This window comes from Myxococcales bacterium, assembly GCA_016717005.1.
In the GTDB taxonomy this organism is placed as follows: Bacteria; Myxococcota_A; Polyangia; order Haliangiales; family Haliangiaceae; genus UBA2376.
Genome location: JADJUF010000038.1, coordinates 210,712 through 233,864, shown reverse-complemented (window position 1 = coordinate 233,864; position 23,153 = coordinate 210,712). Strand labels below are relative to the sequence as shown.

Sequence of the window (23,153 nt, the reverse complement as noted above, 5' to 3'; positions counted from 1 at the left end):
GGCCCTACTCGACGAACGTCACGTTCGCGTCGATCGGCGCCCGGGTCGTGCGGCAGGCATTGGCCGGAGCAGCGCTGGCCGTGCCCAGCGCGACGCCGAACAGGAGCTGGTGCTCGTCGGGGATGGCCAGCTCGGCCCGCAGCGCCTTGGGGTACGCGACCGCCGAGGCCATCGGGCACGCGGCGATCTCGTCGGCGGCCAGGGCCGCGAGCAGCGTGCCCAGCCACACGCCGACGTCGATCAGCGCGTACGGCCCCAGCCGTCGATCGACCGAGACGATCGCGACGTGGGGCGCGTCGAACAGCGCGAAGTTGCGGAGCCAGGCGTCGTAGCGGCTGGCCTTGTCGTCGCGGGCGATGCCCATCGCCCCGTAGAGCGCGCCGCCGCACGCGCGCCGGTGGGCGCTGTAGGGCTCGGGGTAGTCGAGCGGGAACGGCAGGTCGGGCCCCGGCATCGCGCCGCGGGCCGCGGCCACGAGCGCCGCGCGCACGCGCTCGGTCGCGGGCGGATCGGTCACGACCACGCGCCACGGCTGGATGTTGCACCACGACGCCGCGCGCTGGGCGGCGGCGAACACCGCCTCGAGCCGCGCCCGCGGCAGTGGCGTCGGCGCGAACCCGCGCACGCTGGCCCGGCTGGCCAGGAGCGCGTGCAGGTCGGCCAGGGTCACGACGCGGCCGGGGTCGGGCGGTTGGCGAGCAGCGCCTTCCAGCGGTAGATGCCGGTCGAGTGGCCGTCGGAGAACGCGATCGACAGGCCGTAGTTGCCGACCAGGTTCATGGTCGCGACGGTGATGTCGGTGGCGATCGTCGACGGATCCAGCAGCTGCTCGCCGGTGGCCTCCGACACGCAGTGGGCGCAGGTGCACATGATCCGCAGCGCGCGCGCGGTCCAGACGTCCTCGTCGCCTTCGTCCCAGACGAAGCGGACTTCCGGCTGGCCGAGGCCGACGATCTCCAGGGGCATGGGCATGACCGGCGTCATAGCAGGGATCGTCCGCGATGGACGCGCGCGCGGCGGCGGGGGCATCATCCGGCCATGCGGACAGCCTTGATCGCGTGGGTCGTGCTGGGCCTCGCGGCCTGCGGTGGTGACGACGGCGGCCCGATCGACACCGGCACATCGCCGTGCGTGCCGCTCGACCAGTGCGACGGCGGCCCGCCCGACGGCCCGCAGCCGCTCGACGCGCCGTCGGCGGTGTGCGCCGGCGTCACCTGCTCGGGCCACGGCACCTGCGGCGAGGTCGGCGGCGCCCCGCTGTGCCAGTGCGACGGCGGCTTCGTGCGCGACACGCCCACGACCTGCGTCGCCGCGGTCGGCCCGACGCTGGGCGGCTGCCCGCTGTTGCCGGTCGATCACGTCTTCAACACCGCCATCGACGCGCTGCCGGCGCACCCGCAGAGCGACGCGTTCATCGCGACGATCGGCGCGACCCGGCGGCTGCACCTCGACCTCGGCACCCAGACCGATCAGCAGGCCGCCGACTACTACGGCATCCCGTTCAACCTGGTGCGCGGCGCGCAGCTGACCTGGCCGACGGTGGCGTTCGTGTCGACCGATCCGGGCCTGAGCTGGAACCCGCGGCCCGAGAGCGACTGCGCGGTCGGCGCCGCCCACACCCTGGCCCGCCCGTGCACGCCCGCCGCCGCGCCGACGCCGACCTTGCCGATCCCGGCGACGGTCCTGGTCGAGGGCGGCGTCAACAGCGCCGCCAACCAGCAGCCCTACGGCGACCACCACATCCTCGTCGTCGACACCGACGCGTGCTGGCTGTGGGAGGCCTACCACGCGTACGCGCCGGCCGCGGGCGTCTGGAACATCTTCGGCGCCGCCGGCTTCGACCTGCGCTCGAACGCGCTCCGCCCCGCCGACTGGACCTCGGCCGACGCCGCCGGCTTCCCGATCCTGCCGCTGCTGCTGCGCGCCGACGAGGCGTCGACCGGCACGATCCGCCACGCGCTGCGCTTCACGATCCAGTCGAACAAGATCCGCGTCGGCTACGTCTGGCCCGCCCGCCACCTCACCGACAACGGCACGACCTCGATGAGCCTGCCGCCGATGGGCCAGCTGTTCCGCCTCAAGGCCAGCTTCGCGATCCCCGCCGGCTACGGCGTCCAGGCCAAGGCCATCCTCCAGGCCATGAAGACCTACGGGATGTACATCGCCGACGGCGGCTCGGACATGTACGTCACCGGCGATCCCAGCGCCGCGTGGGACGACGCGACGTTCACGCAGGTGCAGTCGGTCGCCGCGTCGAACTTCGAGGCCGTCGACCTCGCCCCGATCATGGCCCGGCCCGGCTTCGACGTGAACTCCGGCCGCGTGCCCTGAGCGGGGCGACGCGCCCTGGCGATCAGTCCTCGTGCAGGTACAGCGCGCCGGCGATGATCAGCGCCGCCATCGACGGCTTGCCGCCGCAGGCGCGGAGGTAGAACGGCAGGCGCGAGGTCGCGCCGCCGGCCGTGGTCAGGACCAGGTGCCCGTCCTCGAGCGCGTACCGGCCCTGATCGTCGTCGTGATCGCCGGCGGCGACGCCCTGGGCCCCGGTCGCGGTGGCGCTCAGCGTCGCCGACGCCGTGGCGGTGGTGGCGTAGCGCCCGTCGGCAGTGAAGGTGTAGCGCGACGAGGTCGTCGCGCTGAACGCGTCGATCGGCCCGACCGTGGACGTGAACGAGGTCGAGGCCCAGGTGCCAGCCAGGGTCAGCCCAGCGGTGGCGGCGACGGGGCACAGCGTGTAGCGGCCGAGGATCAAGGCGTCCTCGCGCACGGTCAGGGTGTCGCCGGCCGCGCCCGCGGCGGTGGTGACCCGGACCTCGTCGGCGGTGGCGCGGTAGCGCGCGACCTTGCCGTCGGCGCGCTGGTAGCGCGCGTCGAGATCGAGGTCGAGGGCGTCGTCGTCGTAGACGTAGCCGCGCGGATCGAAGATGCGGAGGTAGTACTCGCCGAGGCGGTTGCCGAGGCCGACGTAGGCGCCCGCGCGCGCCGCCCCCGGCGCGGCCGGCGGCGGGCGCAGGACCCTGCCGCCGACCCGGACGCCCTGGTAGACGGCGTCGATCACCGCCTTGACCGCCGGCGCCGCGAGCAGCTCGGCGTGGGCGAACACGTTGACCGTGACCACGGCGCCGTCGTCGACGATCGCGGTCACCAGCGCGACGATCTGCGCGCCGCCAAGCTCGGCACCGAGCCGGACCTCCGCCGCGGCGCCGCCCGGCAGCATCCAGGACCGCCCCCCGAGCGCGCGCGCCCCGGGCATGGTCTGCGTCAGCGCCCGCGCCGCGCCCTCGGCCAGCGCCTGCGACGTCACCGCCTGGCCCGGCGGCGCCGGGAAGCCGACCTCGATCTGCGCGCGGCGAGCGCCGTCGACGAGCGTGTAGCGGATCGCCAGGCCGTCGGCGGTGCGCGTGCGCGCCCGCTGCCAGCGCTGATCGTCGGGCAGGCGCGGCTCGATGAACGTCGCTTGACCGCCGGACGCCCGGTAGAAGTCGGGCGCGAGCTGCTCGGTCATGGCCGGTCCGCCCGCGGCGGCCGCCGCCGCAAGGGGTGCCGGGGTCGTGGCGGCGCCTGACGGCGGCGCCGCGACCGCGTCGAGGACGGCGCCCGCGGTCGGGGGCGGTGGCCGACCGCCACCCCCGTCGCCCCGGCCGCAGCCGGCCGCGACGCCCGTGATGATCAACGTGACGAGCCGTGCGCGCAGCCGGTGCGTTCGCCCCACGGCGCGATGGTACGCGATCGCCGACGCTGACGGGCTCCCGACGACCGGTCCGACCAAGCCCGCCCGTCGACGCGCAACCACCGCACGGGCGCTCCCGCCCGGGCGCGGCGTGGTCTACAATCCGCCGACATGGCAGGAGTTCCCGCCAACGCCGGGGCGCTCGTCGGAAAGCGCCTGGGCAACTACGAGCTGGTCGCGCTCCTGGCGCTCGGCGGCACGGCGGAGATCTACCTGGCCCGCATCGACGGGGCCGCGGGGTTCGAGAAGTACGTGGTCGTGAAGTGCCTGCACGACCACCTCGCGGAGGACCGCGAGTTCGTGCAGATGTTCCTCGACGAGGCCCGGCTGGGCGCCCAGCTCGATCACTCGAACATCGTCCAGACCCTGGGGCTCGGCGAGCACGAGGGCCGGTACTACCTGGTCATGGAGTTCATCGCCGGCATGTCGCTGGCGCTGCTGGCCCGGCGCGCGGTCGAGCGCGTGGCCGGCGGGCGCATCCCGGTGCACCTGGTGCTGGGCATCGCCGCCCAGGCCTGCGCCGGCCTGCACTACGCCCACACCCGCGACTCGGGCGGCAAGCCGCTCAACCTGGTCCACCGCGACATCTCGCCCCAGAACATCGTCATCACGTTCGAGGGGGACGTCCGCATCGTCGACTTCGGCATCGCCAAGGCCGAGGACCGCGAGACCGCGACCAAGAGCGGCACGATCAAGGGGAAGTTCGCGTACATGTCGCCCGAGCAGTGCCACGCCAAGAACGTGGACGCGCGCACCGACGTGTTCGCGCTCGCGGTGGTCGTGCACGAGCTCCTGACCGGGCGCCGGCTGTTCAAGCGCGGCACCGCGTACGAGACCTACCAGGCCATCCTCGAGTGCAAGGTGCCGGCGCCGTCGGCGGTGAACCACGAGCTCGACCCCGCCCTCGACGCGGTGATCATGAAGGCCCTGACCAAGGGCGTGAACGACCGCTACGCCAACGCCGAGGCGTTCGGCGAGGCGTTGACCGGCTACCTCCACAGCCGCGGCAAGATGGCCGGCTCGAGCGACATCTCGGTGTTCATCGGCCAGTACTTCGCGGCCGAGATCGACGACCACGGCGATCGCATGCGCGAGCTGCTCGAGGGCCGCCCGGTCGCGGCGACCGGCTGGGACGAGGACGATCCCGGCTCGACGTCGATGAAGCACGACGACGCCGAGGAGCTGTCGCAGTTCGAGGTGATCGAGGGCTCGGGCGTCGAGATGATCGACGAGGCCGACGACGAGGCCCCGGTCGACGCGACCCGGATCGAGATGAACCCGATGGCGCTGCTCGAGCAGGCGCTCGAGGCGCCGCGGCCCGCGCCCGCCCCGACGCCCGCCCCGACGCCCGCCCCGACGCCGGCGGCCGCGCGGCCCGCCCCGGCCCGCGCGCCGACCTTCGGCAGCCAGGGGCCGGCGTCGAGCATCTTCGGCAACCCCGGCGTCCCGGCGGCGCCCACGCTGCCGCCGCTGACGCGTCCGCCCGCCCAGCGGCCCTCGGACAAGACCGCCCCCACCGGCCAGCCGGCGCTGATGCCGAACCGCTCGCGCGAGCCGACCGCGCCCGCGGCGTCGGCGCACCCGGGGCCGGGCTCCGGCGCGTTCGTCAGCGCCGCCGCGCCGGGCCTGTCGACGGTGATCATGGATCCGCCGGTCCGCACGCCGACCGGCCTGCGCAGCTTTCCAGAGGCGCGCACCGTCATGGCCCAGGCCGACGTGGCGCCGCGCTCGCGCGAGCTGCCGGCGTCGTTCGAGGCGGTCTTGTCCGACGACACCGCCGGGCGTCGGCCATCGATGGCCTACGGCGCGACCGTGCCGGCGATGGACGCGCAGCAGCCCGAGGCGCCCGCGGATCAGGCCACCTATCGGGCGCCGTTCATGGATCCCCTCATGCCCGGGCCGTACGTCCCGCCCGAGCAGCCGGCGCAGCCGTTCCCGTCGGGCGAGCTGCTGGTGCCGCCGCACGGCACGCCGCCGTCGACCAGCTCGCTCGCCGAGCCCAGCCTGCCGGCCCACCTGATCGGCCTGCCGCCGCCCACCGCGTACCCGCGCTACGACCCGACGTTCCAGCACCCCAAGCTCCAGCGCGGGCTGCCGCGCTGGGTGGTGCCCGTCGGCATCGCCGTCGCCGCCACGATCGTCATCGGCGTGATCGCCGCGATCGCGGGCTGAGCCCCGGCCGACGCGGCCGTGCCGCTCACCTCCGCCGCCAGATCGCGCCGCGCCCGCGCGCCGTGCGTGGGATGGTCGAGCCCGCATGCCGCTCCACCGCCACCGCGTCGCGAGCCAGGTCCTGGTCGGCAACCCGCTCGGCGACCCGAGCGACCGCGAGCTGATCGTCTACGTCCCGCCCGGCTACGACGACGACCCGGGCGCGCGCTACCCGGCGCTGCTGGCGCTGGTCGGGTTCGGGGGCGCCGGCGGGTACCTGTTCAACCCGGATCCACTGGGCGAGCCGCTCGACCTGCGCCTCGATCGGCTGATCGCCGCGGGCGCGTGCCCGCCGGTGATCGTGGCGGCGCCGGATTGCTTCACGCGCGTCGGCGGCTCGCAGTACCTCAACAGCGTCGGCACCGGCCGCTACCAGGACTACCTGGTCGACGAGCTCGTGCCGTTCGTCGACGGCCACTACCGCACGCTCGGGCCGGGCCGGTGGGGCGCGTTCGGGAAGTCGTCGGGGGGCTACGGGGCGCTGCTCCTCGGCATGCACCACCCCGAGCTGTTCGGCGCGGTGGCCGATCACTCGGGCGACGCCGGCTTCGAGCTGACCTACCTGCGCGACTTCCCGGCGGCGCTCGACGCCTACCGCGCCGCCGGCGGGCCGGCCGCCTGGCTCGAGCAGTTCTGGCGCGACCCCAACCGCAACCGCGCCGTCCACGAGATGCCGCTCGAGCTCCTGGCCCTGGCGTCGTGCTACTCGCCCAACCCCGCGGCGCCGGCCGCCCACGCCCACGTCGACTGGCCGTTCGATCTCGTCACCGGCGCGTTCGTACCGGAGGTCTGGGCCCGGTGGCGCGCGTGGGACCCGGTGAACCTGGTGGCGTCGCACGCCGACGCGCTCCGGCGGCTCAAGGTCGTGTACGTCGACGCCGGCACCGCCGACGAGTACGCGCTGCACTGGTGCGCGCGCAGCCTGGTCCACCAGCTCCGCGCCCACGGCGTGGCGGTCCGTCACGACGAGTTCGACGACGGCCACTTCAACATCGGCTACCGCGCCGAGGTCAGCGTCCCGTTCCTGGCCGAGGCCCTCCTCGCGCCGTAGCGCGCCGGCCGCGAGCACGGTGGCGGCACCGCACGCGCCGGCCGCGAGCACGCCGTCGGCGCCGCCCGCGCTGGCCGCGGCCGAGCACGGTGGCGCCGCCCGCACGACCCGCGCGACGCCGTGCGGTGATCGGCACAGCAGCTGCAACGGGCTGGGCCATGCAGCCTCCCAGCGATGATTCCTCCGCCCGTCCCTCGATCGTGGAGCGGGTCCAGCAGCGTCGCGCCGAGCTCGCGCTCGACCTGACCGGCGCCGTCAGCACCTCGACCCGCGCCGACCTCGAGGCGGCGATGGCCTCGGTCGACGCGCTGCTCACCGGCGACCTGGCCGAGCTCCCGGGGGTGGTCAAGAACGATCTCGCGCGCTGGCTCGAGACCAACCGCTACCTCGGCCTCAAGGCCGCCGCCGCCGAGCCCACGGAGCTGGCCGCGGCGCCGCCGGTGGAGCTGGCCGCACTCCCGGAGGAGGCGCCCCTCGAGGCCCAACCGACCGGCGCCTGAGGCGCGGCTGTGACGTGCGCGCACAACGCGCACCCCGGTGAGCGCTGGCGCACAGCGCGGCCCGCCGCGCGGGCGACGGCGACGACGACGACGACGGCCGGGGCCAGCGGAGACGTTCTTGCAAGCCGTCAGCGCATGGACCTCCTCACCTGGCTCATCGTCGGACTGGTCGCGGGCTTGCTCGCGTCGGCCCTCCTCCGTGACTCTGGATACGGCCTACTCGGCGACATCGCGCTCGGCATCGGCGGCGCGATGCTCGGGAGCTGGGGCTTCCGCGAGCTGGGCTGGAAGGCGCCGATGGACGGGATCGGCGGCGTGATCATCGTGGCCACGATCGGCGCGATGGTGCTGTTGCTGGCGCTGCGCGTGGTGCAGCGCCTGAACCCCGGCATGCGCCGCCGCTGATCTTGCTGGCCTCGGTCATGCAGCAGCGACGGTCGACTCTAGAAAGGTCGATCCCTTGAACAAGCTTCCTCTGAAACTCACGATCATCCCCGCGCTGTGCACCGCGCTCCTGCTGCCGGCCATCGCGGCCGCGGACGACGACGTCCCCCCGATCAGCGGCGCCCCCGACGGCGAGCTCGCGGTCCGCCGCGGCCTGCAAGGGCCCGAGGGCATGCTGATGGCGCGCGTGACGCTCGCGGTGAACCTCAGCGCCGACCTGGCGGGCGAGCCGATCTCGCTGGCGCCCGACGTCTACTACGCGGTCAGCGATCGGCTGCAGCTCGGGCTCATCCACGACGGCCCCATGCGCTGGCAGGCGCGCCCCGGCCTCGGCCTGTGCCTGAGCGGCACCGACGGCGGCTGCCCGCACGTCTACGACAACGTCGGCTTCGACGTCATGTACGGGCTGATCTACGGCACGCAGCTGCACCTGTCGGTCCACGGCGGGCTCCTGCTCACCAGCTTCGATCCGACCACCGCGATGATGCCGATCGGCGCGGCCGTCAAGCTGCACCTCACCGACGCCGTCGCGATCACCGTCGATCCGCAGCTCGGGTTCGCGCTGTCGGACCGCGACGTCACCGACGACGCGCTGTTCGCGCCGGTCGACGTCAGCTTCCAGCTCGACAGGCCGACCACGCTGAAGCTCCTGACCGGCGTGGTCGGCAGCCTCCAGCACCTCGGCGACACCTACCAGGTGCCGGTCGGCCTCGGCGTGGTCCGCAACCTGACCGAGCACATCGACCTCGGCGTGCGGTTCTCGTTCGACAACCTGCTCGGCAAGCAGCCCCCGGGCGTCGACGCCGCCGACACCCGGTCGCTGGCCCTGCTGCTCAACCTGCGGTCCTGAGGCCGCTCGGCTCGAGGGCGCGTCGCGGGGCCAGGCGCCGCCCGCGCCACCGCGCTAGCGCGCGACGAGCTCCGCGACGAGCGCGAGCAAGCCTTCGCGGTTGAACGGCTTGGTCAGGACCGGGGCGCGAGCGTGCGCGGGCAGCTCGGGCATCACGGCGGTCACGAACGCGAACCTCGGGGCGAGGTGGGGGTGGTCCGCCAGGACCGCCTGGTAGAGCTGCCAGCCGTTTCGGTTCGGCATCGCGAAGTCCGACAGGATGACGTCGACCGGCGTGTCCGCCAGCCGGGCGAGCGCGTCGTCGACCGAGCCGGCCGCCACGACCTCGTAGCGCGGTCCCCGGAGGATGCGCTCGATCAGCCCCAGGATCTGCGGCTCGTCGTCGACCACGAGGATCCGGGCCCGCGGGGTCACGTCATCGGGAGCCGCCGCGGAGGTCACGCGGGCTCCGGGCGACCGGCTCGGCGGGCGGTGAGCCCCGCGCCGGCGCCGGCGCGCGTGCGGCGGCATGACGCACGGGTCGTCATGGTCAATTCCGCATCAGGCCCAGCAGCCGGCTGAGCGTGGTCTCGTCGGCCGGCGGGAACTCGTAGTCGAGGAACTCGCGCGACGTGACCCAGCGCAGGTCGGCGACCGTGGCCGGGTACGGCACCGCGCCGTCGAGCAGCTTGCACGCGAACATGACCATGTGGACCTCGTAGCGCGAGTAGTCGTGGACGTGCTCGCCCACCTTGCCCCCGACGACGACCTCGACCCCGATGCGGTGGCGGACCTCGCGCAAGAGCGCGGCCTCGTCGGTCTCGTCGGCCTCGACCTTGCCCCCGGGGAACTCCCACAGGAGCGGCAGCACCGCCGTGGCGTTGCGCTGGGTGATGAGGTAGCGCCCCTCGTGGTCGATCACGGCGGCCACGACGCGGATCACCGCCTTGGTCATGGCGGCGATTATCGTCGGCGCGCTGGGGTTTGCAACGCTCGACAGCGCCCACCTCGATGGCTATCCTGCCGCACCCCGATGGCGATCCGCTTCATCGAAATCCACGCCGCCACGACCCCCGAGGAGCTGAACACCGAGTGGGTCGTGCTCGAGAACGACGGCAAGATGCCGTTCATCACCCGTGGCTGCGGCATGACCGTCGGCCGCCGAGGCCAGGCCCGCCGCAAGGAGCTGGGGATCATCGATCCCGGGTTCGTGCTCGCGCCCGGCACCAAGGTCCGCATGTTGACCGGCAGCCCCGGCGCCAAGGACGAGGGCACCCCGCCCGAGGACGGCGCCGACGGCGTCACCAACTACTACCTGCTCCTGCCCAAGCCGTACCTGCAGGGCGTCGGCACGGTCCTGACCCTGACCCTGCGCGGGCAGGTCGTGTCCAAGGCCGAGTTCGACCCCGAGGCGGCCGCCGGCGTCGTCGTCAAGTAGGCCGCAACTACCTCACGCCCCTCGCACCCAGGGTTTGACCGCCGCGCGGGCGCTGGCGACACTCACGGGATGCGCCTGTCCCTGACCGTCGTGAGCCTGAGCCTCGTCGCGGCCGGCTGTGGGCCCTCGGCCGAGGGCGACGTCGACGCCGCCGCCGACGCGCCCGCCGTCGACGCTCAGCTGATCGACGCGATCCCGATCGACAGCCCCGACGCGCCGCCGCCGCCCGACGTCCAGGTCGAGATCACCGCCGACAACGCCTACAGCTTCGGCTACGGCGACGTCGCCGGCATCGGCACGTTCATCCAGGGCACGCGCGCGGTCACCGCCGGCCAGATCTTCAACTGCCCCATCGGCGAGGGCCCCGAGCACTACACCGTGCCCGGCGCCGACGCCCCCGACACCGCGTACCTGTACGTCGTGTCCTGGGACGATCTCGCGGTCACCCAGGGCGTGATCGGCCAGTTCAAGCGCGGCGCCGGCGCGCCGGTCTACACCGGCGGGGTCGAGTGGGACGTCTGCGCGACCGGCATCAACCTGTCGACCAGCACCGTCGGCCCGACCCAGGCCGAGGTCAACGCCCAGATCGCGATCTGCAACGCCGGCGCCGGCTCGACGACGACCACCAGCGCCGGCTGGGTCAACAGCGCCGGCGCGGTCACCGTCGGCGCGATCGGCACGCTCGCGGTCGGCGAGCCCAACGACGGCCCCGGCGGCGACTTCCCGCTGGTGTGCCCCGCGGCCCAGGGCGGCATCGACGCGGCCGCGCGCTGGATGTGGTTCAACCCGGGCGGCGTCACCGACCCGTTCCGCTCGACCGGCACGAACACGTTCCGCGCGTACCTGATCTTCCGGCTCGCGACCATCGACATCCCGGTCGGCTGACGCGGGCGCCGACGGTCAGTACGGGTACACCCCGCCCGCCGCGCCGGCTCAGCGGTCCAGGCGGTCCCAGTCGATCTTGCGGAACCACAGCCACGCGAGGCCGCCCGAGAGCACGACCCAGATCAGCACCGACGTGATCGCGATGGTCTGGCGCTCGCTGCGCTTGCGCTCGACGAACGACGCCCGCACGCGATCGAGCCCGTCCCAGGTCTCGCGGCGCTTGCTGGCCTCGTCCTGGCGCTTCTCGAGATCGCTGTTGAGCTGGGCGAACGCCGAGCGCTCGCGGGCCGAGCCGATCAACAGCGCCGGGACGCCGCCCAGGAGCGTGGCCAGCACCACGCCGGCGATGAAGCGCGTGCCCTCGTCGCGCAGGAACCCGAGCGATCCGCCGGCCGGCCGCGCGACCGCGCGCGACCGCGTCTCGCGGCGCTCCCGCGGCGCGGGGTCATCGGCCATGGTGTGGCGCGCGGTCGGCGGCGGCGGGACCTCGACCCGAGCCGGCGGCGCCACCGACGGCGCCTTGCTCTGGCGCGGCTTGCGCTCGACCGCCAGCGTCAGCTCCGGCTCGTCGGACTGCATCTCGGGCGGCGCGAACGGATCGAACGTCTCGATCGGCGCGACGTCGGCCGCGCCGGCGGTCGCGATCTTGCGCGACGACGAGCGCGCGTGGTCGACCTCGGCCGGCGGCCCGAAGCTCGCGGGCAGCCCGGTGCTCTTCGACGTGCGCCCCGGATCGGTCGACTCGACGGGCGGCCCGAAGCTCGCCGCGAGCATGTCGTGCGCTGACGACCGGCCGCCGTCGGCCGGCCCGAAGCTGCCGGGCAGCGGCGTGTTGCGCGACGCCCGGGCCTCGTCCTCGCTGGCGCCGTCGATCGTCGACAGCGTCAGCGGCATCTCGCCGGTCAGCGCGCCGAGATCCTGCACGGCGCTCGGCGGCGGCGCGACGGGCGCCGCCACCGCTGCCGCCGCGACCCGGTGCGCGCTCGGCAGCGTCATCGCCTGAGCCGCGGCCGGCGGCGGCGCCGACGCCGACACCACCGAGCACACCGCGCCCATGCTCGCGAGGTCGGCGGCGTAGCTCTCCGCGGTCGCGCGGTCGACGTTGCCCTTCACGCGGAAGCGCCCGGCCGCGAACCGCTTCTCCAGCTCCGCCGCCGGGATGCCGTAGCGCGCGGCGATCGCGCGCGCCAGCTCGGCGCCCGCGCCCGGAGCGCTCGAGCGCGCACGCTCGATGAAGACGTGGAACAAGGAGTCGGTCACGGCGAGCCAGCGTTCCCCACGCCGGGTCGAAGATCATATCAGCGATCACCGCAGGCCGGTGAGCGCGCGCCCCCCGTTCGATTTCGGCGAGATCTCCTGGCCGGACAGGAAGTTGCGCCGCCGATCCGACGTCTCTAGCGTCGATGCATGCAGCCCAGCCAGCCCGCTCGCGGAAAGTTCGCGCTCCGGTCCTCGCATCGATCGCTGCGCATCGGCATCAGCCACTCGTCGACCGCCTCGTCGTGGCAGGCCCCGTCCAAGGACACCAAGCCGACGCCCCCGCCGCGGCCGGGTCGGCGCTGAGCCGCCCGTACGGACCGTGACGCGGACCGCGCCGGCGGTTCGTGCGCGGTCCCGACGCCAACCCATTCCGGGTCGGCCCGGCCGTGCCGGCAGCCCGCCGCCTTGTCTCGACTACCCAGGCTCGGTACCGTGTCCCGCGATGGCCACGGCCGTCACCCTCGGAGACCGAAGCATGGGCTACAAGCAAGACGGACTGGTGCTGTCGAGCGACTGGGAGGTCGACGTCGACGTGTATGGCACGTGGGCGACGGCCTCGACCGCGCGCGCGTTCCTCGAGCCACTCCGCGCCGCCGGCTGGCTGGCGCGCGCGACCCACTACTGGGTCGACGACGACGACCCCGCGCCGCTCCCACCAGCGAAGGAGCTCGACGAGCTCGCCAGTCGCTGGCGCAAGCAGACGGTCGCGCTCTACGCGGGCGAGGCGGGCGATCCGACGTGGATGGTCTGGTTGTCCATGCGGCGCACCGGCCTGGCCGCGGCGGTGTCGTTCGCACGCGAGCACATGACGGCGGCCCTCCCCGGCGAGCTCGCAGCCCTCGTCGCCGCGTGGGCCAAGGCCCTCGCGAACGAGCCCCTGCGCGCAGGGATCAGCGCGGTCACGCCGTGGGGCGCCGACTACGATCGCCCGGTCCCGCACCGCGAGAGCGAGTGGCCGCTCGGCGCGATCGCGTACGTGCTCGGCCGCGCCTGGCACGAGGCCGATCCGGATCGCGCGGAGGTGCTGCGCAACGTCGAGGCCGCGCCGACCGGCCCCGGCATCGAGCGCACCACCGACGGCGACCTCGTCCAGATCACCTTCACCTGCGACCTCACCGATCCAGCGAGCGTCGCCGACGCGCGCGCGCGCGGCGAGCGCTGGTTCGTGCCGCTGGTGACGACGCGCCTCGCCCCAGGCTGGAACGAGCGCGGCGACCGCCTCGCGGTGATCGTGGATCGCGACGAGCTCGAGCCCTTCACGTTCTACGACACCCACAACGGCATCGCGTACAAGACGATGGTCGTCGATCCCGACACCGGCGAGGTCGACGAGCCGCTGTGGAGCGAGCTGGCGGCGATCGCGGACACCAAGGAGGCGCACGACGGCACCCCGATCAAGGGGCTCCGCCTGATCGTGCCGACCCGCGCCGACGCGATCCGCCTCGACGAGCGGGCCCGGGCCGACGGGATCGACCTCGTGGCGTATCCAGAAGGAGACGCGTTCTGGTGGGTCGAGCGCACCGATTCCGGATCGTAACCTGCCGAAACAGCTTCACTTCTTTCGATCCGGATGCGGGGAAGGATCGCCTCGGCGTGGCCGTATAATGGGCCGGTGGCAAACTCCCGCGAACTCTTGAGCGGATCGGCGCGCGAGCGTCGGGTCGATGACGACGACGACCTCGCGATCGCCGCGTCGGAGCGCCACGCCCCCGGCAAGGGCGGTCGCACCGAGGCCAACGTCGAGCAGCCCAGCGGCTGGTCGGCGTCGGACGCGGTCGTGCCGCACGTCGCCCGGTACGCGGAGGCCGCCCCGGGCGGTGGGGACGGGCTGGCGGCCGCGCTCGGCATCGTCGAGTCCGCCGCCGCCGGCACCCACCTCCCGCCGGAGCTCGCGGCCCGGCTCGGACGCGAACTCGGGCTCGAGCTCGGCGCCGTCGTGATCCACGACGACGCCCAGGCCGACCTGGCGTGCGCCGAGATCAACGCGCGTGCGTTCACGCTCGGCAACCACATCTACTTCGCCCGCGGGGCCTACGACCCGCACAGCGACTCCGGCGTCGAGTTGATCGCGCATGAGGTCGCGCACGTCGCCCAGCAGCTCCGGGGCACGGCGCCGACGCGCCCGGGCGTCTCCGAGCCCGGCGACACGCACGAGCGTGACGCCGACGCGTTCGCCCGGCAGTTCCGCGCGCAGCACGGCGCGCGCTACGTCGCCAAGGCCGGCGACGATCCGGCCCGCATCGTCGACTTCGCGCGCGCCCAGGGCCGCCGCGTCGGCCTGCCGTTCCAGGCGGAGCTCGAGGACAAGCTCGGCACGTCGTTCGACTTCGTCGAGACGTACACCGGCGACGCGGCCCGCCTCGCGTGCGAGGCGATGTCGGCCTCCGCGATGGTCGTGCACAACATCATCATGCTGGCGGACCCGTCGCCGCAGCGCGAGACGCTGCTGCACGAGCTCACCCACGTCATGCAGATGGGCGGCGGCCGCGCCCCCACCGCCTTCGCGCCGGGCAGCCTCCGGGTCAGCTCGCGCGACGACGCCGCCGAGGTCGAAGCCCGCGGCGGCGATGGCCCGAGCGTCCGCGCCGATCCCAACACGATCCACCGCGCCGATCCGGTGACGCCGACCGCGGCCGACGACGCGAGCAACCGCCAGAAGCGCATCAAGCACTTCGTCGACAACGCCGAGACGGTGGACCACCCCAAGGCGTTCCCCGGCTTCAAGGGCAAGCACTACGCCTTCCGCGGCAAGGTCACGAAGTCCCACTACAAGAAGACCAGCCCAGAGCCGTGGAAGCGCGAGCACTACCACGCGAAGGTGACCGCGCCATCGAGCGGACTCCCGGCGGTGAAGGTCGAGACGACCAGCGACGACATCAAGGAGATGACGTCGACGGCGAACAAGGCGTCCAACCAGATCGCCAGCGTCTCGGAGAACACGTACGCGTTCATCAAGAGCGGGACGTGGCAGACCGACGTCGAGGACGTCCGGCCGATCGCTCGGCCGAAGGCCGACCCCGACGAGCAGTTCGAGTGCTACTTCGACGTCGTCAAGGCGCTGCCGAACCGCGTCACCAACTTCAAGTGGGCGTCGTGGGCCGACGAGATGACCGCGGAGGACGCCGTCATCGACGGCAAGGACGCCGACGCGTACCGCGGCGCGCTGCGAACGGCCCTGGTCGACGCCTACGCCGCGCTGCCCGGCGGGGGCTGGGAGGAATATTACAACGAGGTGATGAAGGGGAAGGGCGCGTCGGGCGGGAAGCTCATCCCGGCCAAGTACAACGGGTTCCAGGGCTCGATCTTCGAGGACCTGGTCAAGAAGGCCGGCAAGACCCTCTCGAACACCAAGCCCCTGTTCCGCGATCCGAGCCTGGGCGCCGCGGGCGAGCGCCAGGGCGACAACGCGAGCGGCAACGTCATCATCGACGGCAAGGCCGCCGAGGCCGGCGCCGACCAGGCCCAGGCCCAGGACTACGAGAAGATCATCACCAAGCCCATCCCCGGGTGGGTCAGCGCGGCGGCGACCGGCGCCAGCGATCCCAAGAAGACCTACAGCGCCGTGCTGTACACGACCCCAGGCAAGGAGATCGGCAACAAGGTCGCCGCCCAGCTCGATCGCTGGATCAAGGCGGCCAACCGCTCGAAGTTCGGGGTGACGCCGGATCCCGACGGCATCAAGACGTTCTGCGCCCAGTTCAACCCCCAGCTCCAGTTCAAGACCAAGGAGAAGGGCAAGTCGTCCTACGCGTTCACGGATCCGACGACCGGCGTCGCCGGCGTGAAGGTCAAGAAGGCGACGTTCAAGACCAACGGCGACGACACCGCGATCACCGGCGGCACCATCGAGATGGACGTCGACATGGCCGGCGCGGTGAAGGGCACGGGCATCAAGAAGGACATCCCGCCCAGCACCGGCGCCGGGCTCAACGCGACCATCGAGAACAAGCTCACCGGCTTCAAGAGCACCCTCGACAAGGCGCTCGGCGCGGTCGACGTCGACGCCAAGCTCATCGACGGCGGCGCCGAGGCCACGATCAAGGTCAAGGCCGGCGCCGCCAAGATCCCGAACTTCGAGATCGACGCGGCCACCCTGACCGCCCGCTACGTCGACGGCACGCTCTCGGTCGAGGGCGAGGTCGGGCTGCGCCACAAGAGCGGCAAGATCAGCGGCAAGATCAAGGTCAGCTGGGACGGCGCCAACTGGAACTTCGATGGCGAGGCCACGCTCAGCGAGGGGTTGGTCCCCGGCCTCAGCGCGGTCAAGCTGGGCGTCAGCTACGCCGGCGGCAAGACCAAGCTCCTCTGCCCGAGCGCCAAGTACCAGCGGAAGCTCGGCGCCGTCGACCTGACCGGCACGCTCCTCAACCTCTCGTACGACGTCGACAAGGGGACGTTCTCGGGCACCGGCCAGCTCGACGCCGACCTGGGCATGTTCGGCAAGGCGACGGCGACGGCGACGCTCGAGAACAACGACATCAAGCAGGCGTCGTTCAGCTACGACTCGCCCGAGCTCAAGTACCCGAAGGACAAGCCGGCGATCACCGGCGCCGTCGGCGGCACGATCAAGTACAACAACGGCAAGTTCTCGGGTGACATCCGCGGCGCCGCCACCCTGAACATCCCGGGGCTCCAGAAGCTGGCCAAGGACGGCGTCGGGCTCGCGGTCGACGCGCACATCGGCGAGGACGGCAGCTACTCGGGCACGATCAAGTCGACCAAGGCGATCGAGCTGGGCAAGCACCTGCGGATCCCGAGCGTCGGCTGCACGCTCGAGAAGGACGGCTCGGTCACCGGCGACTTCGAGATCGAGATCGTCAACATCAAGAACCTGAAGTCGGCCAAGGCCAAGGGCACCGTCGACAAGGCCGGCGTCCACATCGAGAAGGCCGAAGGCACGGTCGAGTTCGGCAACCAGGAAGGCAAGTTCTGGGGCTCGATCACGGCGTCGTACAGCAGCGACAAGGGCTTCGACGTCTCGGGCACCGCGAACTACAAGATCAAGGACGACATCACCGCGACCGGGACGGTCAAGTACTCGCAGGAGACCAACGCGATCGGCGTCGAGCTCAAGGTCACCGAGATCACGCTGATCGACAAGAAGATCTCGAAGCAGCTGTTCAAGGCGTCGAAGCAGATCCCGGTGGTCAACGTCTACGGCCTCGGCGTCTACATCGACATCGGCTTCGACCTCGGCTTCGACTTCGGCTTCAAGATCACGATGACGCCGTCGGCCAAGGTCGAGGACTTCTCGCTCGACACGATGGCGTACAAGCGGATCGCCGCCAAGCTCGCGGTCGGCGGCGACATCTACGCGCAGCTGACCGGCACGCCCAAGCTCGGCATCGGCGTGTTCGCGCTCGACCCGTCGATCCTGCGCGGCGGCGGCGGCCTCAAGGTGCCGATCGTCGGCCGCCTCGACATCAAGCCCAAGGCCGACTTCGAGATCGGCCACACCCCCGGCGGCGGCGTCGACGGCTCGGCCAAGCTCGGCCTGGCCGGCGAGTTCGGCATCAAGGGCTCGGTCAAGCCGTACGCCGAGTTCTCGGTGCTGAACGACGCCTGGAACCCCAAGTGGGAGGGCGCGGCGCTCGCCGAGTTCGAGATCCTCAAGCCCAAGGAGCTCTTCAACTTCACCGTCGACCTGGCCAGCGACAAGAAGCAGGAGGATCCGGAGCTGCCCGGCCAGAACGCGGCCAAGGCGCCGAGCGCGCCCGTCGGCGACAAGACCGCCAAGGCCGAGCCCAAGGCGCCGACCGAGCGCGGCGGCGAGGCCAGCAAGAGCCAGCCGGCCAAGCAGGGCGAGGTCACCGAGAGCGGCGACGAGGGCCCGTTCAGCCTCAACGCGCTGATGGGCAAGTTGAAGAGCATCCCCGGCTTCGCGACCGCCGAGAAGCTGTTCACGTACGCGCAGAAGATCTGGAAGGTCGTGAAGCCGATCTGGGACATCGTCTCACCGCTGATGGACATCATCGCCAAGCGGATCGAGGAGGTCATCGGGCTGTTCGATCCCGGCCCGTCGGCCGACGGCCTCGGCGGCTGGCTGTGGAAGCTGGCCAAGCTGCTCTTCAACCTGTCGTTCGGCGGGATCACCGAGGTCGCGAGCGCGATCAGGTCGCTGCTCGGCAAGGCCGCGGGCTTCGCCAAGAAGCTCATCAACAAGGCCGTCCAGGACGGCCACATCGGCGTCAAGCGCCACAGCTACTACATCTGGAAGCCGTGGCCGTTCGACAACTACGAGTTCATGGCCGCCGCCGAGTGGAAGATCAACATCCCCGGGGTCGCCGACCTCGGCCGCCACGGCCCCGACGGCTTCTTGCTCACGCCCAGCGGCGCGGTCGCGCTGGTCCTGTACGAGGCGCTCGGCGCCGTCGGCGTCGGCTACACGTACACGGGCAAGAGCGACATCAACAAGCCGTACAACGACATCTGGACGGGCGGCGGCGCCCGCGGATAGCGCCGGCGCGGGCGACGCGATAGAGTCGCGGCCATGCGGTGGCCGCTCGTCGTTGTCGCCTCGTCGCTGATCGCGTGTGGCTCGTCCAAGCAGGCCGAGCCAGGCCAGGCCGGCCCGGCGGCGGCGCCCGCCAAGGGCAGCGCCACGGCCACGCCCGGAAAGGTCACCATGAGCAAGTTCACCCTCAACGTCGACGGCGAGCCGCCGGTCGCGGTCGAGCTGGCCGTCCCGGCCGGCTGGAAGGCCGACACCTCGGCCGCGGCGCCCGACGGGCCGTCCTGGACCACGCCCGGCGCGCGGCTGCTGATGCTCGCGGCCATCGCGCCGAGCGGCGGCGACGACGAGGTGCGGATGCGCAAGGCGATCCGCATGCAGTACGACGACGGCGAGGGCGCCGAGCGCACCGAGCTGGCCGGCGGGCGCGTGTGGATGGTCCGGACCGAGGGCGAGAACCTGCACGCGCGGATGTTCGTCCCGTACGAGCGCGGCGTCGTGATGGGCGTGGCGATGATGGCGGCCGACGCCAGCGCGCAGCTGCCCGCGATCCGCGCGGCGTTCGAGACGCTGACGATCGCCGCCGCGCCGTGAGCCTGGCGGTCGCCGGGGCGCGGGTCGTCGAGGGCGACAGGCACCAGTCGTGCCGGGAGATCGAACACGATCCCGTGCGCGGCGCCGCGCTGGTGTAGCCGCCGACGTCCGCGCCGGCCCCGGGGCCTGGGCGGGAATCGCGCCGACGGTGCCCGCGCGCCGCCTGATCGTGGGCGTCAGCGCACGGTGAGCGATCAGCCCCGCCGGAGGGCGTCAGCACATCGGGGCCAGGCGCGCGCTGGCGCTCGGCCTCGGCGACCTCATCGACGGTCGGCCCGCCGCCGCCATCGCACACCGCCGCCGCGATCGCGCGGCCCGCCGGATTCGCGCGTAAGATGCCGGCATGACGACCGTGCCCGGCCGCACGCTGGCGATGTCGCGCACCGGCCGGTGGCTCCTGGTCACCGACGGCGACGTGCGCGAGCTGGTCGATCTGGTCGGCACGATGCCGACGCGGGTGGTCGAGGTCGGCGCCGACGCGGTGACCGGCTTCGTCGGGCGCGAGCTGTGGGTGGTCGATCGCGGCGCGCTGACCCGGCTGGCGCCGTCCGACCTGCGGCCGCTGATGCCGCCGGTGCGGCTGCCGGGATCGGTCACCAGCATCGTCGCCACCGGCGGCGCGGCCATGCCCGAGGCGGTCCTGATCGGCGCGCCGACCCTGCGCGTGGCGGAGCGCGGCACCGGCCTGATGCTCGAGGTCATCGACGACGTGCGCCCCGACGAGCGGATCGTGACCGGCCTGGGCGCGCGCCTGTACCTGGCCGCCGGCGACGGCCTGCGCGCGCTCGAGCGCGGCCGCGAGGTCTGGCGCCTGGCCAAGCTCGACGGCACGGTGCTCGACGCGATCAACCTGTTCGGCGGCCGCGCGCTCGCGGTGCTGCTGCGGCGCGAGGCCGACGACGCGCTCGCGGTGATCCAGGCCCACGGCGCGCGGGTCCACCAGCTCGCGGTGCCGAGCGCGGCCCGCTGGGCGATCGCCGAGGAGCTGGGCCAGGCGTTCTTGCTCGCCGCCGACGGCGCGATCACCCGCGTCGACCTGCGCTACGGCCGCGTCGTCGCCGCCGGGCGGCCGATGGTCGACTGCGTCGATCTGCTGGTCGATCAGGACGCGCGCCACATGGTCGTGGTGGCGGCCGAGTCGAACGAGGTCATCCACATCCAGGCGTCCGAGCTGCTGCGGCCGCTCGACCCGATCGTCGACGAGCAGCCGGCCGAGGACGAGGTCGCGCTGGAGGGCGACGTCCCGGCCGAGGACGCCGCGGCCGACGACGCCGCGGGCGTCGCCGACGTCGCGGCCCCGCCGTCGGCCGCCGCGAAGGCCAGCAGCCACAGCGCCGTCCCGCTGGTCGCGCCGAGCGCGCCGAGCGCGCCCGCGCCCGACGCGCGCGCCGCCGCAGCGCCGCCGCCCCTGCGCCCGACGGGCCGCCCGGTCGAGGTCCCGGAGCTGCTGCCGCTGGCCCTGGGCCCGGCGCCGCCGCCGGTGACCGCGACCGCGGCCGGCCCGTCGCCCTACGCCAGCGGGCGGGCGCACCTCGACGCGCTGCTCGACATCGTCGCCGCGCGCACCGCGGTGGTGATCGCCGACGCGTGGAACAGCGGCCGGCTGAGCCCGGCCAACGCGACCAAGCGGCCGCACGAGCTCGAGGTCCAGTCGTTGATCGGCAGCGTCGGCGGGTTCGCGCCCGAGAACCTGACGCAGACCAAGCAGGTGCTGGCGCTGCGCGAGCAGGAGGCCGCGACCCGGGCCCAGGCCTCGACCGCCGCCGGCGTGCGCCTGCCGTTCCCGACGCTGGTGCGCGAGCTCAAGCTGACGCCGCTCGCCGCCCAGGTGCTGCTGGTGGCCGCGGCGCCGGCGCTGCGCGGCGAGATCGCGCGGCTCTACGGGGTCCTGTCCAACGATCCGGCCCGGCCGATGGTCGACCGGTTCCTGATCGAGCAGGTCGTCGCAGGCGACCGCGGCCAGCTGCGCGATCAGATCGCGCGCGAGCTGGCGTCCGACGCGCCGCTGGTGCGCAACGGCCTGATCCAGGTCGAGCCGGCGCCGGCGTCGCTGTTCGCGCGCCTGAGCGTGCCCGACGCGCTGCTCGACCGCCTGCGCGGCGTCGCGCCGACCCGCGTCGACGACATCGCCCAGGTCCGCAAGGCCGACACGCCGCTGGCCGAGCTGCTGATCGCGCCCGAGGTCAAGCGCAAGGTCATCCTGGCGCTGGCCGAGCCGACGCCGCCGCACGCGCCGGTGCGCCTGGTGCTGCGCGGCCGCCGCGGCGCCGGTCGCCACAGCCTGATCGCCGCGATCGCCGCGCGCATCGACCGCGAGATCGTCGCGATCGACACGGCGCGCCTGCCGCACGCGCGCCGCGAGCTGGTGGCGGCGCTGCGGACGTCGCTGTTCCGCGCGTCGCTGCACGGGCTGGTGCCGGTGCTGTCGGGGCTCGAGCTGATCGATCCGACCGACGTCGAGGTCCGCGACGCGGTCCGCCAGGTGATCCGCACCCACCCCGGCCCGCTGTGCATCCGCACCAGCCCCGAGAGCACGCTGCCGATCGATCCCGGCTTCGTCTCGGTCGACCTGCCGTCCTTGCCCGAGACCGAGCGGGCCGCGGCCTGGATCAAGCTCCTGGGCCGGGCCGGCCTCACCGCCGATCACGATCGGCTGGCGTCGCGCTACCGGATCGGCCCCGGCATCATCCGCCGGGTCATCGCCGAGCTCACCGTCATGGGCCCCAGCCGCGGCGACGCCACCGCCGCGCTCGACGAGCAGGTCCGCCAGCACGTCGCGGCCCGGCTCGATCACGTCGCCAAGCACGTCTCGCGGCTGGCCCACTGGGAGGACGTGGCCCTGCCCGACGAGCTGCTCGACAGCCTGCGCGAGTTCATCGGCCGCGCCCGCCACCGCCGCACCGTCTACGAGCGCTGGGGCTACGACGCCAAGATGACCACGTCGCGGGGCCTGACCGCGCTGTTCTACGGCCCGCCCGGCACCGGCAAGACCATGGTCGCCGGCGTGATCGCGCAGGAGCTCGGGCTCGACATGTTCCGCGTCGACCTGGCGCGGGTCGTGTCGAAGTGGGTCGGCGAGACCGAGAAGAACCTGAGCGAGGTGTTCGACGCGGCCGAGGACGGCCAGGTGCTGATCCTGTTCGACGAGGCCGACTCGCTGTTCGCGAAGCGCACCGACGTCCGCACGTCCAACGATCGCTACGCCAACCTCGAGGTCAACTACCTGCTGCAGCGCCTCGACACGTTCGAGGGCATCGCGATCCTGACCTCGAACCTCGACGGCGCGATCGATCCGGCGTTCAAGCGGCGCCTGTCCTTGCGGCTCCAGTTCCCGTTCCCCGACGAGGAGACCCGGCGGATGCTGTGGTCGGCCCACGTCACGCCCGAGACCCCGGTCGTCGGCGACTTCGACTTCACCGACCTGGCCAAGCGCTTCCCGCTGTCGGGCGGCTACATCCGCAACTGCGCGCTGCGCGCCGCGTTCCTGGCCGCGCACGAGGGCCAGCCGATGGGCCAGCAGCACCTGCTGCGCGCGATCCAGCTCGAGTACCGCGAGATGGGCAAGCTCTCGACGACCAGCCGCCTCGAGTAGCGCGGCGCCGAGCGACCGGATCGCGGCGTACAGCACGCCGGTTCCGGGTCCGGGTCCGGTTCCGGGTCCGGGTCCGGTTCCGGTTCCGGGTCCGGGTCCGGTTCGGGTTCCGGCTCCGGTTCCGGCTCCGGCTCCGGCTCCGGCTCCGGCTCCGGGTCCGGGTCCGGC

18 protein-coding genes are annotated in these 23,153 nt (G+C 73.0%); 12 read left to right on the top strand and 6 right to left on the bottom strand.

Going from position 1 to position 23,153, the window contains the following annotated elements:
• Nucleotides 1–4 precede the first annotated feature (4 nt).
• Both IPL61_30065 and IPL61_30060 read right to left on the bottom strand, forming a co-directional pair.
• Nucleotides 5–670 (bottom strand): nitroreductase family protein, encoded by a 666-nt coding sequence (locus IPL61_30065; protein ID MBK9035456.1) that lies wholly within the window; start codon nt 668–670, stop codon nt 5–7.
• Nucleotides 667–972, bottom strand: coding sequence for a DUF971 domain-containing protein (locus IPL61_30060; protein ID MBK9035455.1), 306 nt, complete (start codon nt 970–972; stop codon nt 667–669). Before IPL61_30060 ends, IPL61_30065 begins: the two co-directional genes overlap by 4 nt.
• Before the next feature lie 66 nt (nt 973–1,038).
• On the opposite strand from IPL61_30060, the gene IPL61_30055 reads away from it, so the two are divergent.
• Nucleotides 1,039–2,331, top strand: coding sequence for a hypothetical protein (locus tag IPL61_30055; protein MBK9035454.1), 1,293 nt, complete (start codon nt 1,039–1,041; stop codon nt 2,329–2,331).
• 22 nt (nt 2,332–2,353) lie between these two features.
• Here IPL61_30055 and IPL61_30050 read toward each other — a convergent pair whose 3' ends face one another.
• Nucleotides 2,354–3,712 carry a hypothetical protein gene (locus tag IPL61_30050; protein ID MBK9035453.1) on the bottom strand — a complete coding sequence of 453 codons (1,359 nt, stop codon included), beginning with the start codon at nt 3,710–3,712 and terminating at the stop codon, nt 2,354–2,356.
• Between the two features lie 129 nt (nt 3,713–3,841).
• Between IPL61_30050 and IPL61_30045 the strand changes: the two genes are divergently transcribed.
• The 5 genes from IPL61_30045 to IPL61_30025 all read left to right on the top strand — a co-directional run bounded on the left by IPL61_30045 (nt 3,842) and on the right by IPL61_30025 (nt 8,786).
• Nucleotides 3,842–5,902, top strand: a complete 2,061-nt coding sequence (locus IPL61_30045) for a protein kinase (GenBank protein MBK9035452.1) — start codon at nt 3,842–3,844, stop codon at nt 5,900–5,902.
• A gap of 85 nt (nt 5,903–5,987) precedes the next feature.
• Nucleotides 5,988–6,992, top strand: coding sequence for an esterase (locus IPL61_30040; protein MBK9035451.1), 1,005 nt, complete (start codon nt 5,988–5,990; stop codon nt 6,990–6,992).
• A 200-nt stretch (nt 6,993–7,192) separates the two neighbouring features.
• Nucleotides 7,193–7,492 carry a hypothetical protein gene (locus IPL61_30035; protein MBK9035450.1) on the top strand — a complete coding sequence of 100 codons (300 nt, stop codon included), beginning with the start codon at nt 7,193–7,195 and terminating at the stop codon, nt 7,490–7,492.
• 135 nt (nt 7,493–7,627) lie between these two features.
• Nucleotides 7,628–7,897, top strand: coding sequence for a GlsB/YeaQ/YmgE family stress response membrane protein (locus IPL61_30030; protein ID MBK9035449.1), 270 nt, complete (start codon nt 7,628–7,630; stop codon nt 7,895–7,897).
• 55 nt (nt 7,898–7,952) lie between these two features.
• Nucleotides 7,953–8,786: a hypothetical protein gene (locus IPL61_30025; GenBank protein ID MBK9035448.1), complete on the top strand. Its 834-nt coding sequence runs from the start codon at nt 7,953–7,955 to the stop codon at nt 8,784–8,786.
• Nucleotides 8,787–8,840: 54 nt separating this feature from the next.
• Here the strand turns inward: IPL61_30025 and IPL61_30020 are convergent, their stop codons facing one another.
• Both IPL61_30020 and IPL61_30015 read right to left on the bottom strand, forming a co-directional pair.
• A complete protein-coding gene (locus tag IPL61_30020) occupies nt 8,841–9,227 on the bottom strand; it encodes a response regulator (protein ID MBK9035447.1) in 387 nt (128 codons plus the stop codon).
• 88 nt (nt 9,228–9,315) lie between these two features.
• Nucleotides 9,316–9,720: an NUDIX domain-containing protein gene (locus IPL61_30015; protein MBK9035446.1), complete on the bottom strand. Its 405-nt coding sequence runs from the start codon at nt 9,718–9,720 to the stop codon at nt 9,316–9,318.
• A 78-nt stretch (nt 9,721–9,798) separates the two neighbouring features.
• On the opposite strand from IPL61_30015, the gene IPL61_30010 reads away from it, so the two are divergent.
• The gene (locus IPL61_30010; protein ID MBK9035445.1) at nt 9,799–10,203 is read left to right on the top strand and encodes a hypothetical protein; all 405 of its coding nucleotides are present in this window, start codon (nt 9,799–9,801) and stop codon (nt 10,201–10,203) included.
• Between the two features lie 69 nt (nt 10,204–10,272).
• Nucleotides 10,273–11,088 (top strand): hypothetical protein, encoded by an 816-nt coding sequence (locus tag IPL61_30005; GenBank protein MBK9035444.1) that lies wholly within the window; start codon nt 10,273–10,275, stop codon nt 11,086–11,088.
• A 48-nt stretch (nt 11,089–11,136) separates the two neighbouring features.
• Here the strand turns inward: IPL61_30005 and IPL61_30000 are convergent, their stop codons facing one another.
• The gene (locus IPL61_30000) at nt 11,137–12,348 is read right to left on the bottom strand and encodes a hypothetical protein (GenBank protein MBK9035443.1); all 1,212 of its coding nucleotides are present in this window, start codon (nt 12,346–12,348) and stop codon (nt 11,137–11,139) included.
• A gap of 442 nt (nt 12,349–12,790) precedes the next feature.
• On the opposite strand from IPL61_30000, the gene IPL61_29995 reads away from it, so the two are divergent.
• The 4 genes from IPL61_29995 (at nt 12,791) to IPL61_29980 (ending at nt 22,985) form a co-directional block, all read left to right on the top strand.
• Nucleotides 12,791–13,885: a hypothetical protein gene (locus IPL61_29995; GenBank protein MBK9035442.1), complete on the top strand. Its 1,095-nt coding sequence runs from the start codon at nt 12,791–12,793 to the stop codon at nt 13,883–13,885.
• A 33-nt stretch (nt 13,886–13,918) separates the two neighbouring features.
• Complete coding sequence (locus IPL61_29990) at nt 13,919–18,805, top strand: DUF4157 domain-containing protein (GenBank protein MBK9035441.1); 4,887 nt, start codon at nt 13,919–13,921, stop codon at nt 18,803–18,805.
• 33 nt (nt 18,806–18,838) lie between these two features.
• Nucleotides 18,839–19,393 (top strand): hypothetical protein, encoded by a 555-nt coding sequence (locus IPL61_29985; GenBank protein MBK9035440.1) that lies wholly within the window; start codon nt 18,839–18,841, stop codon nt 19,391–19,393.
• A gap of 343 nt (nt 19,394–19,736) precedes the next feature.
• Nucleotides 19,737–22,985, top strand: coding sequence for an ATP-binding protein (locus IPL61_29980; GenBank protein MBK9035439.1), 3,249 nt, complete (start codon nt 19,737–19,739; stop codon nt 22,983–22,985).
• The last annotated feature ends 168 nt before the right edge of the window (nt 22,986–23,153 follow it).

Bases quoted from the DNA above. Each gene is read 5' to 3' on its own strand.
- IPL61_30060 (MBK9035455.1), bottom strand. From the start codon at position 972: ATGCCCATGCCCCTGGAGATCGTCGGCCTCGGCCAGCCGGAAGTCCGC.
- IPL61_30055 (MBK9035454.1), top strand. From the start codon at position 1,039: ATGCGGACAGCCTTGATCGCGTGGGTCGTGCTGGGCCTCGCGGCCTGC.
- IPL61_30045 (MBK9035452.1), top strand. From the start codon at position 3,842: ATGGCAGGAGTTCCCGCCAACGCCGGGGCGCTCGTCGGAAAGCGCCTG.
- IPL61_30040 (MBK9035451.1), top strand. From the start codon at position 5,988: ATGCCGCTCCACCGCCACCGCGTCGCGAGCCAGGTCCTGGTCGGCAAC.
- IPL61_30030 (MBK9035449.1), top strand. From the start codon at position 7,628: ATGGACCTCCTCACCTGGCTCATCGTCGGACTGGTCGCGGGCTTGCTC.
- IPL61_30015 (MBK9035446.1), bottom strand. From the start codon at position 9,720: ATGACCAAGGCGGTGATCCGCGTCGTGGCCGCCGTGATCGACCACGAG.
- IPL61_30010 (MBK9035445.1), top strand. From the start codon at position 9,799: ATGGCGATCCGCTTCATCGAAATCCACGCCGCCACGACCCCCGAGGAG.
- IPL61_30005 (MBK9035444.1), top strand. From the start codon at position 10,273: ATGCGCCTGTCCCTGACCGTCGTGAGCCTGAGCCTCGTCGCGGCCGGC.
- IPL61_29995 (MBK9035442.1), top strand. From the start codon at position 12,791: ATGGCCACGGCCGTCACCCTCGGAGACCGAAGCATGGGCTACAAGCAA.
- IPL61_29990 (MBK9035441.1), top strand. From the start codon at position 13,919: ATGCGGGGAAGGATCGCCTCGGCGTGGCCGTATAATGGGCCGGTGGCA.
- IPL61_29985 (MBK9035440.1), top strand. From the start codon at position 18,839: ATGCGGTGGCCGCTCGTCGTTGTCGCCTCGTCGCTGATCGCGTGTGGC.
- IPL61_29980 (MBK9035439.1), top strand. From the start codon at position 19,737: ATGACGACCGTGCCCGGCCGCACGCTGGCGATGTCGCGCACCGGCCGG.